The organism is Bradyrhizobium guangdongense (genome assembly GCF_004114975.1).
GTDB lineage: Bacteria > Pseudomonadota > Alphaproteobacteria > Rhizobiales > Xanthobacteraceae > Bradyrhizobium > Bradyrhizobium guangdongense.
On the sequence record NZ_CP030051.1, the window covers coordinates 2,912,837 to 2,925,263 of the forward strand.

Below are 12,427 nucleotides of genomic sequence, written 5' to 3' on the forward strand. Positions count from 1 at the left end.
CGGTTCCTCCGGTTTATTGTTTAAGTGAGATTGCCGCGCTCAGTGCGAGAACGGGTAGAGTTTCCAGTATGCCTTGATCTGCCGCCAGCGATGCGCCAGCCCGTCGGGCTCGAACATCAGGAAGACGATGATGATCACCCCGATCGCGATCTCGCGTAGGAAGGTGATGTTGTTGTTGAGCGACAGCGCCTTGTCGATTGCGCCGCCCTTCAGATACAGGCTGAGCAATTCCATCGATTCCGGCATCAGAACGACGAAGGCGGTCCCCATCAGCGTACCCATGATCGAGCCGGTGCCGCCGATGATGATCATCGCGAGGAACAGGATCGAGCGCTCGATACCAAAACCTTCCTGGGAGACCACGAGCTGGTAATGCGCATAGAGCGCGCCGGCGATGCCGGCGAAGAAGGCGGCGAGCCCGAACGACAGCGTGCGGTATTTGGTGAGATTGATGCCCATGATCTCCGCGGAAAGGTAATGGTCGCGGATCGCTACCAGCGCGCGGCCGTCGCGGGTGCGCATCAAATTCGTGACGAGGATGTAGCTCGCCAGCACATAAGCCAGCACGACGTAGAAATATTGCCGGTCGCCGCGCAGCGCGTAGCCGAAGATCGAAAACGGCTCGGCGCTCGCCGGGACCGAGCCGCCTGAGAACCATTCGGCGCGGGAGAAGAAGTCGAGCAGGATGTATTGCGCAGCCAGCGTCGCGATGACGAGATAGAGCCCCTTCAGCCGCGCCGCCGGAATGCCGAAGATCAGTCCGACCAGCGCGGTGACGATCCCTGCGAGCGGAATCGCGAAGAACACCGGGATCGGCGCGTTGTTGGAGATGTAGGCCGAGGAGAAGGCGCCGAGCAGGAAGAAGGCGGCGTGCCCGATCGAGATCTGGCCGGTGAAGCCGACCAGGATGTTGAGTCCCAGCGCCGCGATCGAGAAGATGCCGATCTGGATCAGGATGCTGAGCCAGTAGCCGCTGAAGACCTGCGGCGCCAGGCACAGCAGCGCAACGCCCGCAATCGCGAAGTTGCGGCTGGTGGTGGTCGGGAAGATCGTGGTGTCCGCGGCGTAGGAGGTGCGGAAATCACCAGCGGGAATGAGGGCAGGGCCGGCCATGGTTCAGATCCGCTCGATGTCGTGGGTGCCGAACAGGCCATAGGGCTTGATCATCAGCACGATGATGAGGACGTAGAACGGTGCGATCTCGTAAAGATTGCCCCAATGCAGGTATTCGCTGTCGACATATTGCGCGATGTTCTCGAGCAGGCCGATGATGATGCCGCCCAGTACAGCGCCGCCGACGGAATCGAGGCCGCCGAGGATCGCCGCCGGAAACACTTTGATGCCGTAGGCTGCGAGTCCCGATGATACGCCGTTCACCACGGCAACCACCACGCCTGCAACCGCCGAAACCGTCGCCGAGATTGCCCAGGCCATTGCAAACACGCTTTTCACGGAAATGCCGAGCGATTGCGCGACCTGCTGGTTGAACGCCGTGGCGCGCATCGCAAGTCCATACTTGGATGCGCGGAAGAACCAGGCCATGCCGATCATCATCGCGACCGAGACCACGAGGCTCATCACGTAGACGGTTTGGATCTGGAGGCCGAACAGACTGACCGACTGGCTCTCGAACACGCGCGGAAACGGTTGCGGGTTGACGCCGAACATCCATTTCAGCGTCGCCTGCAACACGGTGGAAAGGCCGATCGTCACCATGATCACGGAGATGATAGGTTCGCCGATCATCGGCCGCAGGATCAGGACCTGGACCGCGATGCCGAACACGAACATGAACACCAGCGTCATCGGCATGCCGATCCAGAACGGCACCTGATATTTCGCCAGCAGCGCCCAACACACCCAGGCGCCGACCAGCAGCAGTTCACCTTGCGCGAAATTGACAACCTGGGTGGCCTTGTAGATCAGCACAAACGACATCGCGACCACGCCATAGAGCGTGCCAACCACGAGACCGTTCACCAGAAGCTGGATGAGGAAGGCAGTGTTCATGTATGGTCTCCTGATGCACCCACATCGTCATTGCGAGCGCAGCGAAGCAATCCAGCATCTTTCCGCGGAGACGGTCTGGATTGCTTCGCTGCGCTCGCAATGAGGGAGTGCGCATGAGATAGCGCGGCCGCAGGCGGGGAGAGGCGAAGGGCAGCGTCGTTCGCGACGGGCACCTGTATCACTCCGCAGCCTCCGCTATGGGGCCGTGTCCGCCGAGGTCCACCACGCGCAGCGTCGTGCGCACGCGTTGCGTGGTGCCGTCCTGAAAGCGGATCACGGTGTCGACGGGGATGTCGCTGTCGCCGCGATAGATCGCGTCGATGATGCCTTCATATTTCTCGTTGATGACGCCGCGGCGCACTTTCCTTGTGCGGGTGAGCTCGCCGTCGTCGGCGTCCAGCTCCTTGTAGAGCAGCAGGAAGCGCGAGATGCGCTGCGCCGGCGGCAGCGTGGCGTTGACGGTCTCGACCTCTTTCCGAAGAAGCGCATAGACCTCGGGCCGAGACGACAAATCGCTGTAGGTCGTGAAGGAGAGCCGGTTCTTCTCGGCCCATTTCGAGATGATGGAGTAACGGATGCAGATCATCGCGGCGAGCGCATCGCGGCCCGCCCCGAGCACCACGGCCTCGGCGATATAGGGCGAGAACTTCAGCTTGTTCTCGATGAATTGCGGCGAGAAGCGTTCACCGCGCGAGGTCTCGGCGAGATCCTTGATGCGGTCGATGACGACGAGTTGCTTGTTGGCATTGAAGTAGCCCGCATCGCCCGACAGCATCCAGCCGTCCCTGATGTCAGCGACGCTGGCTTCCGGGTTCTTGTAGTAACCGAGGAACATGTTGGGGTGTCGCACCACGATCTCGCCGACGCCGTGGACATCAGGATTGTCGATGCGGATCTCGACATTGTCGGCCATCGGAACGCCTGTGGTGTCTGGATCGACCTTGCCCTCGGGATGCAGCGTATAGGCGCCTAGCAGTTCCGTCTGGCCGTAAAGCGTGCGCAGCGGGACGCCCATGGCCTGGAAGAACTTGAACGTATCGGGCCCGAGTGCCGCGCCTCCGGTCGCCGCCGAGCGTAGCCGCGTGAAGCCGAGGCGGTCGCGCAGGGCACGGAACAGGATGGCATCGGCAAAGCCCGAGCGCTTGCCCTGTTCCAGCGCAGCAAGACCCGACTTCATGCCGATGTCGAACAGACGCTGCTTGAAAGACGTCGCGTCCATCACCTTGGCTCGGACATCGGCGGCGATGGATTCCCAGACCCGTGGGGCAAAGAGCACGAATGTCGGCGCGATCTCCCTCAGATCGTTCATCATCGTATCCGGCTCTTCGACGAAGTTGATCTTCATCCGGCAGAGCAGGCCTTTGCCGAGCACATAGACCTGCTCCATGATCCACGGCAGCGGCAACACCGAGACGTATTCGTCGTCCGGTCCTTTCGGATCGAACGCGAGATAAGTCGCGCAGTGGCCGAGCACGCGGCCGGCGGCGAGCATCGCGAGCTTCGGATGTGAGGTCGTGCCCGAAGTGGTGCAGAGGATGGCAACGTCCTCGCCCTTGGTCGCATCGACCAGCTTGTCGTAAAGCTCCGGCTCGCGGGTGGCTCTGATCCGGCCGAGCTCGGCGAACTTCTCGGCCGCCATCAGCCTGGGATCGTCATATTTCCGCATCCCGCGCGGATCGGAATAGATGATGTGCTTCAGCTTCGGCACGCGGTCGGCCAGCGTGAGCAGCTTGTCGACCTGCTCCTCGTCCTCGGCAAAGACGAGCCGGGCCTCGCCGTAGTTGAGGAGGTAGGAGGCCTCTTCGTCGAGCACGTCGCGATAGAGCCCGAGGCTCAATCCGCCGATTGCATGGGTCGCGACTTCGGCCGCAACCCAGTCCGGCCGGTTGTCGCCGATGATGCCGATGACGTCGCCGCGGCCGAGGCCAAGCTCGATCAGCCCGAGCGCGAAGTCGCGCACGCGCTCCTGGTAGTCGTTCCAGGTGAACGGGCGCCAGAGCCCGAGATCCTTCTCGCGCAGCGCGATCTCGTTGCCATGCTCTTTTGCGTTGAGCCGGAGCATCTTCGGATAGGTGTCGGCCTGCGCGACGCGGGCGGCGTAATTCATCATGCCGCGCTCTCCTGCGCCGGCGGCGCATCATCGGGATCGACAAGCACCTCGTCCTCCTCGCCGAGATAGGCGCGCTTGACGTGGGGGTCGGCGAGCACGGCGGCGGGATCGCCTTCGGCGATCTTGCGGCCGAAATCCAGCACCATGACGCGGTGGGAGATGTCCATCACCACGCCCATGTCGTGCTCGATCATCACCACCGTCATGCCGAACTCCTCGTTGAGATCGACGATGTAGCGGGCCATATCCTCCTTCTCCTCGAAGTTCATGCCGGCCATCGGCTCGTCGAGGAGGATGAGACGCGGCTCAAGCGCCATGGCGCGGGCGAGCTCGACGCGCTTGCGCAGGCCGTAGGAGAGGGTGCCGGCTTGCGCTTTCCGCACCGACTGGAGATCGAGAAAGTCGATGATCTCTTCCACCTTGCGGCGGTGCTCGAGTTCCTCCTTGCGGGCGCCGGTGAGCCAGTACAGCGAGCCTGTGAGGAAATTGTTCTTCAGGAGGTGATGGCGGCCGACCATGATGTTGTCGAGCACGCTCATATGATGAAACAGGGCGAGGTTCTGGAAGGTGCGGCCGATGCCGAGCGAGGCGCGCGCATTCGGCGTCAGCCCCGTGATGTCGCGGCCCTGGTAGAACAGCTGGCCTTCGGTCGGCTTATAGCGACCGGAAATACAGTTCACGATCGAGGTCTTGCCGGCGCCGTTGGGGCCAATGATCGAGAACAACTCGCCTTCGTTGATGGCGAAGCCGACGTCGGTCAACGCACGGACGCCGCCGAATCGCAGGGACACGCCGCGCACTTCGAGACTGGTAGCCACCAAATAAATCCCTCCCGGTGATGGCGCATTCAGCGGCGCTCTTCATCCTCTCGGCCGATCCTAATACGGTCGTGCCGGTGAGGCCATGCAGCACATGGTCCCGACCGTAGCCCCGCCGCTGTCATCCCGTTTGGGATCAAAAGCCGCATCGCCCGAGGTGGTTCTCAATAGGGGAAAGCGCTATTTTGAAATGTCTCCAGCCTGACAATTCTGCGACAAAGTTTTTCGGGCGGCTGCGGCCTCCACCTTTCGGCGGATGGTGGTCGGAACGATCATGTTGCAATGCAACAGAAGAATGGAGCGACGAAACCGTGCGGCTGGCCTCTCGACCATGATTTCAGAGGATCAACTGAAGCGCGTCGCTGCCTGGGCGGGAGAGCTCACGCCGGCGGAGATCGAGGTCGCCCGCGCCGGGATCTCGGAACGGTCTTACGGCACCGGCGAGACGGTGTTCATGCGTGGCGACAAGTTCGGTTACTGGGCCGGCATGGTGAGCGGATTGGCCCGCATGGGCGGCGTCTCGCGCGACGGCAAGGAGACCAGCCTTGCCGGGCTCACCGCCGGCGCCTGGTTCGGCGAAGGCAGCGTGCTTAAGAATGAACCGCGCCGCTATGATGTGGTCGCGCTACGCGACAGCCGTGTCGCCCTGATGGAGCGCTCAGCCTTCATGTGGCTGTTCGAGAACAGCGTCGGCTTCAACCGCTTTCTGGTGCGTCAGCTCAACGAGAGGCTTGGCCAGTTCATTGGCATGCTTGAAGTCAATCGCACGCTCGATGCCACCTCTCGGCTTGCCCGAAGCATCGCCTCGCTGTTCAACCCGATCCTCTATCCGGAATCGACCGCGCATCTGGAGATCACCCAGGAGGAGATCGGCGCGCTGTCCGGCATGTCGCGCCAGAACGCCAATCGCGCCCTGAACCGACTCGAGAAGGAGGGGCTGCTGCGATTGGAGTATGGCGGCGTCACCATCCTCGATGTCGAACGGCTGCGCGGATACGGAGACTAGCGCGCGTTGGCGGGCGCATGCACCGGCCAGAGGTCGGCGCGCCAGCGAATGGCGATGGCCAGCATCGCGATGAAGCCCGCGGCGGCGTAGAGCGAGCCTGTTGCCGAATAGCCGATGACATCGATCAGGCTGCCGGCCGCGAGCAATCCGATTGGCAGGCCGTAGATCACCATCATGCGCACGCCCATCACGCGGCCGCGCAGATGCGCGCTGGCCGTCCGCATCAGGATCACGGCGGCCGAGATCATCGACATGCTCTGGGCCGTACCGGCCAGCACGAGGCACATCATGGCGACCGGCATGGTCCTGATCTCGACGAACACCAGCAGCATCGTGTACCAGGCCAGTGTGGCGCCGATCAGGAGCCGGGCAATGCGCAGCCCGCTGACCAGGCTGAGCGTGACCGAGCCGATCAGCGAGCCCAGGGCGAAGCTCGCCGAGAGGTAACCGAGGCCGGTCTGGTCGGTCTGAAAGATGTCGCGCGCGATGTAGGGCAGCAATCCATTGGTCAGCGGAAACGCGGTGAGATTGGTCAGGAACGCGACGCAAAGCGCTGCCAGCATGGCCGGCCCGTTCCAGGAATACACGATGCCTTCCTTGAGATCGCGCAGCAGCCGCGAGCCCGAGTGACTCTCGACCGCACGATGCTGAGCGGGCTTCGGCGGTCGGGTCAGGCACAGCATCAGGACCGCGGCCACGAAATAAAGACAGGCGATCACTGCATAGACTTTGCCGATGCCGAAGGTCGCGAACAGTCCGGCTCCTGTCAGCGCCCCGGCGATGCGCGCGCTGTCCTGGGTCGTGCGGGACAGGCTGATCGCCCCCACCAGCAGCTCGGCCGGCATGATGTCGGCGAGCAGCGCGCTACGCAGGCCGAGATCCGAGGAGCGGATCAGGCCCATGACCGTCACGATGACCATCACTTTGAGCGGTGCCAGATGACCGGTCAGCGCCAGCACCATGATGGTTGAGGCGAGCACCGTGTAGGTGAGGCGCAGCATGACCAGGAGGTCGCGGTGACCGATGCGATCGCCGACCATCCCGAGCACCGGAGCAATCAGCGTCCCCAGATATTGCAGCGACGCGAGGACAGTCAGTAGCAGCACCGAGCCCGTTTCGACCAGGATGTACCAGCCCAGTACCAGCGTCTCGATCTCGAATGCCCAGGAGGTGAGCAGATCGGACGGCCACTGGAAACGATAGTTGCGGATGCGGAATGGCGCGAGCGCCGAACGCCGCGCGGTTGTGCTCACAACGCGATGACGCGTGTCACGGCGATTCCCTTGCCCTTGTCATTTCTCTTTGCTGCTCGGAAGCGTAGCGCCGACGATCCGCGTGTCAATCGCGACCGTCGCGGGCCGCCCCTGCGCCTGGCTCTTACCTCGCCGCAGCTCTCGCTTTTCGTTCCGCGAGCGCCACGGCCATCGCCGAGATCAGCGGGCGCATGAAATAGGCATCATCCGCGGGCGAGATATCGGTACGCAATCCATGCGCTGCGAGCTCGCCGGAAACGGCCGGCCCAACTGATGCGATCAGCGTTCGTTCGAATCCCGCGCGCAGCTTCGCCTCGCTGCCATGTACCTTCGCCGCCTCGATCAGCCGACGCACTTGGCCGAGATTGGTGAGCGCGATCGAATCGATTCGTCCCTCGGCCATGTCATCGATGGCGGCGACGATGTTGGCGTCCGCAGCCTTCGAGTCGTAGGCATAAGGCAGCACCGTATCAACCTCGGCACCTTGTGCGGCCAGCGCGCCGGTCAGCCCGCTGTGGTCCTTGTCCGGATAGAGCTGGAGCCCGAGACGATGTCCCTTCAAATCGAGCTTGCTCAGCATCTCGATCACGCCCTCGGTGGTCGGCTTCTCCGTGGTGTGCTGGGCCTCGAGCGAGATCTCGCGCAGCGCTTTGCCGGGCTTCGGCCCACGGGTGAATTTCCGCGATTTGGCCAGGGCCGCGACAAGGGCCTGGTCGAGCCCACGTGCGCGTGCGAGCTTCATGATCCGCCGCAGGCCCTCTCCGGTCATCAGCACGAGGTCGTCGAGTGGCTTGTCGATGGCGCGGCGGATCCAGGCTTCGACCGGGGCCGGGTCCGGCGCATCCTCGATGGTGAACATCGGGCATTGCACGACTTGGGCGCCTTGCTCGGCCAGAAGCTTCGAGAACTGCGCCTCCTCGCGGGTTTCCAGGATCAGGATGCGGGTGCCGTTCAAGCGGTGGGCCATGGGCGTGCTCCGGTCGGTCGAAATCGCAATGGTCCGTTCATCCTGACTCTGTCGCCGGGATTGGCGCAAGGGTCGCGTCGGTGCTAGAGCAGGGCGCAAATCGCCGGTCGTTCCGCGGATCTGCACAAACCTTCATCAAGGACCATCTCTTCAACAGCCATGCCCGATCATCAATACGTTCTGACGCTGTCCTGTCCGGATCGTCCAGGCATCGTTTCGGCGGTGTCGACCTTCCTGGCGAACTCCGGACAGAACATTCTCGACGCCCAGCAGTTCGACGACATCGAGACCAAGAAATTCTTCATGCGCGTGGTGTTCACCGCGGCCGATCTCGCCGTGGAACTGTCTGCGCTGCAGACCGGCTTTGCCGCGATTGCCGATCGCTTCGGCATGGAGTGGCAGATGCGTGATCGCGCCGCGCATCGCAAGGTGATGCTGCTGGTGTCGAAGTCCGACCATTGCCTGGTCGACATCCTCTACCGTTGGCGCACCGGCGAATTGCCGATGACGCTTGCGGCGATCGTCTCCAACCATCCGCGCGAGGTCTATGCCGGGCTCGATTTCGGCGGCATCCCGTTCCACTATCTGCCCGTCACCAAGGAGACCAAAAGCGAGCAGGAGGCGCAGATCCTCGATCTCGTCGCGAAGACCGGGACCGATCTCGTGGTGCTGGCGCGCTACATGCAGATCCTGTCGGATGATCTGTCGGCCAAACTGTCCGGACGCTGCATCAACATCCACCACTCGTTCCTGCCGGGTTTCAAGGGCGCAAAGCCCTATCACCAGGCCCATGAGCGCGGCGTCAAGCTGATCGGCGCGACCGCCCATTACGTCACGCGCGACCTCGACGAAGGTCCGATCATCGACCAGGATGTCGAGCGCATCAGCCATCGCGACACGCCGGAAGACCTCGTCCGCAAGGGGCGCGATATCGAACGCCGCGTACTGGCACGCGCGATCCGCTATCACCTCGACGACCGCGTCATCCTGAACGGCCGCAAGACCGTGGTGTTTGTGGATTGAGAAACCGTCAATCCGGGGTTCACGAAGCGCGAATCCGGAATCTCGAGATTCTCAGGTGAGCGATTGCGCACCAGAGTTCGATGTTGCGCATCGCCCCGGAATGACAACTGTGCGCTTCCTCAGCGCACGGCAGTGCCCGAGGCGGACCCGGTGGCCCCCTTCTGCGTCTGCTCTTCTTTCTCGCGATCGGCCGCCGGCATCAGCCGCTTGCGCTCGCGTTCTTTCATGTAAGCGTCGTATTGCGGCGTGCCCGGCCGGGGCGGCGCGTCGGCCGGCAGGCCGCCGGCCCATTGCGGAACGTAGTCGCCCATGCCGGCCGAAAGCTTCTCGTTGACGGTGCCGCAGCCAGCAAGGCCTGAAGCCAGCAAGACAACGACGGCAGCGATCGAAGGCGAACGGAAACGCATGAGCATATCTTCTGGGTCGAACTGGACCGGGACGCGAATGATGGGGCGCCCGATGGACGCAGCGGCGTCACCCTAGTCCTCAATCGGTAAAATTGGCCTATTCGACGGCGGTTTCGCGTGTATACATAAAAGGTAATATAGTAAGCCAATTTGCGGCCGATTGGCTTCTTAGACCTGATAAAGTATACATCACGTATGCAGGTGAAGATGCCGAGTGGATCAATTCAACGCCGCCTCCGGCGCATGTTCGAATTCTGCAAGGGAGAGGCGGTTTTCTCCAGCCACGCCGCCGTTGGACGCTCCTAGGGTGCTGCATCAGCTGCCGATAGGCCGTCTGGCTAGCCGCACGGCTTTGTTGTTGACACGGACTTTTTGTTTGTACAATCGTACAAATCTCTCCTCCGTGGTCGGCCGATCGCGCGGCTTGCGCCGAATGGTCGCCCAACGTCCGATTGACAACGGGGTTGCAGAGGACGCCATGTGGCCGCGCGGCATGGCTTGTCCGTAAGTTTAGAGCGCGGCAAGGACCGGGGACTCGGTTCGGCACACAACTTGTCAGGAATGAAGGGGAGGGACGTCCGATGTTCGAACGCAGAATTTTTTCACGCACCGCAGCAGCGGCTGTGGTCGTAAGTCTTGCGGGCCTCGCCCCGGCCAAGGCGGAGGACACTGTCAAGGTGGGTCTGATCCTGCCCATGACCGGCGGCCAGGCCTCGACCGGCAAGCAGATTGAGAACGCGATCAAGCTCTATATGCAGCAGAATGGCGACACCGTCGCCGGCAAGAAGATCGAGATCATCGTCAAGGACGACGCTGCCATTCCGGACAAGACCAAGACCGCCGCGCAGGAGCTGATCGTCAACGACAAGGTCAATTTCATCGGCGGCTTCGGCGTGACGCCGGCAGCGCTCGCGGCCGCGCCGCTGGCGACGCAGGCGAAAATTCCGGAGGTCGTCATGGCAGCCGGCACCTCCATCATCACCGAGCGCTCGCCCTACATCGTGCGCACCAGCTTTACGCTGGCGCAGTCCTCGACCATCATCGGCGACTGGGCGGTGAAGAATGGCATCAAGAAGGTGGCGACGCTGACCTCGGACTACGCGCCGGGCAATGACGCCCTCAACTTCTTCAAGGAACACTTCACCGCCGGTGGTGGACAGGTGGTCGAAGAGGTCAAGACGCCGCTTGCCAACCCCGACTTCGCACCGTTCCTGCAGCGGATGAAAGATGCCAAGCCCGACGCGATCTTCGTGTTTGTGCCGGCGGGTCAGGGGGGCAACTTCATGAAGCAGTATGCCGAGCGCGGGCTCGACAAGGCCGGCATCAAGGTGATCGGCCCCGGCGACGTCACCGACGACGACCTCCTGAACAACATGGGCGACGCCGTGCTCGGGACCGTGACCGCGCACATCTATTCGGCGGCGCATCCCTCGCAGATGAACAAGGACTTCGTCGCAGCCTACAAGAAGGCCTTTGGCAATCGTCCTGGCTTCATGGCCGTGAGCGGCTATGACGGCATCCACCTGATCTACGAGGCGCTTAAGAAGACCAATGGCGACACCGACGGTACCAAGCTGGTCGAGGCCATGAAGGGCCAGAAGTGGGAGAGCCCGCGCGGTCCGATCTCGATCGATCCGGAGACGCGCGACATCATCCAGAACGTCTATATCCGCAAGGTCGAGAAGGTCGACGGCGAGCTCTACAATGTCGAGTTCCAGACCTTCGAAGCCGTGAAGGATCTCGGCAAGACCAAGAAGTGACGCGCGAAAGCGCGTCATCCCGGAGCTCTCTCACCTCTCCTGCTTGCGGGAGAGGTCGGCGCAAAGCGCCGGGTGAGGGTTCTCTCCTTTGTGGGAGTCTTCGTTGTGGAGACACCCTCTCCCCAGCCCTCCCCCGCATGCGGGGGAGGGAGCGCAGCACGGCTCATTGCTACACCTGAGATAGTCTAAAACGCCTGATGACCTCAATCCTCACCAACCTGTTCGATGGCGTGGCCTACGGCATGCTGCTGTTCGTGCTTGCTTGCGGGCTTGCGGTCACGCTCGGCCTGATGAACTTCGTCAACCTCGCCCATGGCGCCTTCGCCATGGCCGGCGGCTATGTTTGCATGCTGCTGGTGAACCAGCACGGCTGGCCGTTCTTCGCGGCCTTGCCGCTTGCCTTCGTCTCGTCCGCGGCGATCGGCATCGTGCTCGAGCGCACGCTCTATCGCCACCTCTATACGCGTAGCCATCTCGACCAGGTGCTGTTCACGATCGGCCTGACCTTCATGTCGGTCGCGGCCGTGGACTACATTCAGGGTTCGTCGCGCGTGTTCATCAACCTGCCGGCCGCGCTGCAGGGGCAGTTCGACCTGTTCGGCGTCGGCATTGGCCGCTACCGGCTCATGATCATCGTGATCTGCGGCCTGCTCACCATCGGCCTGCAGATGGTGCTGGCCAAGACCCGCTTCGGCAGCCGCCTGCGCGCTGCGGTCGATGATCCCCGCGCCGCGAGTGGACTCGGCATCAACGTGCCGCAGGTATTCGCCTTCACCTTCGCCTTTGGCTGCGGTCTCGCCGGCCTCGGCGGTGCACTGAGCGCCGAGATACTCGGTCTCGACCCGTATTTTCCGCTGAAGTTCATGATCTACTTCCTGATCGTGGTCACCGTCGGCGGCTCGTCTTCGATCACCGGCCCGTTCCTCGCCTCGCTCCTGCTCGGCATCGGCGACGTCGCCGGCAAGTATTACGTGCCGAAGATGGGACCCTTCGTGATCTACACCATGATGATCGTGATCCTAATCTGGCGCCCAAACGGCCTGTTCGGCCGCACGGCCGCGCGTTGAGTTTGC

General features: G+C 62.6%; 11 protein-coding genes. 4 read left to right on the forward strand and 7 right to left on the reverse strand.

From position 1 onward, the window contains the following. Positions 1–39 precede the first annotated feature (39 nt). The 4 genes from X265_RS13795 to X265_RS13810 form a co-directional block, all read right to left on the reverse strand. A complete protein-coding gene (locus tag X265_RS13795) occupies positions 40–1,113 on the reverse strand; it encodes a branched-chain amino acid ABC transporter permease (protein WP_128965302.1) in 1,074 nt (357 codons plus the stop codon). A 3-nt stretch (positions 1,114–1,116) separates the two neighbouring features. Further along, positions 1,117–2,010 carry a branched-chain amino acid ABC transporter permease gene (locus X265_RS13800; RefSeq protein ID WP_128965303.1) on the reverse strand — a complete coding sequence of 298 codons (894 nt, stop codon included), beginning with the start codon at positions 2,008–2,010 and terminating at the stop codon, positions 1,117–1,119. Between the two features lie 178 nt (positions 2,011–2,188). Next, positions 2,189–4,120 (reverse strand): long-chain fatty acid--CoA ligase, encoded by a 1,932-nt coding sequence (locus X265_RS13805; protein ID WP_128965304.1) that lies wholly within the window; start codon positions 4,118–4,120, stop codon positions 2,189–2,191. Next, the gene (locus X265_RS13810) at positions 4,117–4,938 is read right to left on the reverse strand and encodes an ABC transporter ATP-binding protein (protein ID WP_128965305.1); all 822 of its coding nucleotides are present in this window, start codon (positions 4,936–4,938) and stop codon (positions 4,117–4,119) included. The genes X265_RS13805 and X265_RS13810 overlap by 4 nt, the downstream gene beginning before the upstream one ends. A 331-nt stretch (positions 4,939–5,269) precedes the next feature. Here X265_RS13810 and X265_RS13815 point away from each other — a divergent pair, with 331 nt between their 5' ends. Continuing rightward, on the forward strand, positions 5,270–5,944 hold the full coding sequence (locus tag X265_RS13815; protein WP_128969263.1) for a Crp/Fnr family transcriptional regulator: 675 nt from the start codon (positions 5,270–5,272) through the stop codon (positions 5,942–5,944). Here X265_RS13815 and X265_RS13820 read toward each other — a convergent pair. Together X265_RS13820 and X265_RS13825 are read right to left on the reverse strand one after the other, a co-directional pair. Next, complete coding sequence (locus tag X265_RS13820; protein WP_128965306.1) at positions 5,941–7,197, reverse strand: MFS transporter; 1,257 nt, start codon at positions 7,195–7,197, stop codon at positions 5,941–5,943. The two genes, X265_RS13815 and X265_RS13820, sit on opposite strands and share 4 nt — an antisense overlap. Before the next feature lie 124 nt (positions 7,198–7,321). Beyond that, positions 7,322–8,164 carry a uroporphyrinogen-III synthase gene (locus X265_RS13825; protein ID WP_128965307.1) on the reverse strand — a complete coding sequence of 281 codons (843 nt, stop codon included), beginning with the start codon at positions 8,162–8,164 and terminating at the stop codon, positions 7,322–7,324. A 159-nt stretch (positions 8,165–8,323) separates the two neighbouring features. On the opposite strand from X265_RS13825, the gene purU reads away from it, so the two are divergent. After that, a complete protein-coding gene (gene purU, locus X265_RS13830) occupies positions 8,324–9,187 on the forward strand; it encodes a formyltetrahydrofolate deformylase (RefSeq protein ID WP_128965308.1) in 864 nt (287 codons plus the stop codon). Between the two features lie 119 nt (positions 9,188–9,306). Here purU and X265_RS13835 read toward each other — a convergent pair whose 3' ends face one another. Then, complete coding sequence (locus tag X265_RS13835; RefSeq protein ID WP_128965309.1) at positions 9,307–9,600, reverse strand: hypothetical protein; 294 nt, start codon at positions 9,598–9,600, stop codon at positions 9,307–9,309. A 575-nt stretch (positions 9,601–10,175) separates the two neighbouring features. Between X265_RS13835 and X265_RS13840 the strand changes: the two genes are divergently transcribed. Next, positions 10,176–11,354 carry an ABC transporter substrate-binding protein gene (locus X265_RS13840; protein WP_128965310.1) on the forward strand — a complete coding sequence of 393 codons (1,179 nt, stop codon included), beginning with the start codon at positions 10,176–10,178 and terminating at the stop codon, positions 11,352–11,354. Between the two features lie 197 nt (positions 11,355–11,551). Beyond that, positions 11,552–12,421, forward strand: a complete 870-nt coding sequence (locus X265_RS13850; RefSeq protein ID WP_128965311.1) for a branched-chain amino acid ABC transporter permease — start codon at positions 11,552–11,554, stop codon at positions 12,419–12,421. The last annotated feature ends 6 nt before the right edge of the window (positions 12,422–12,427 follow it).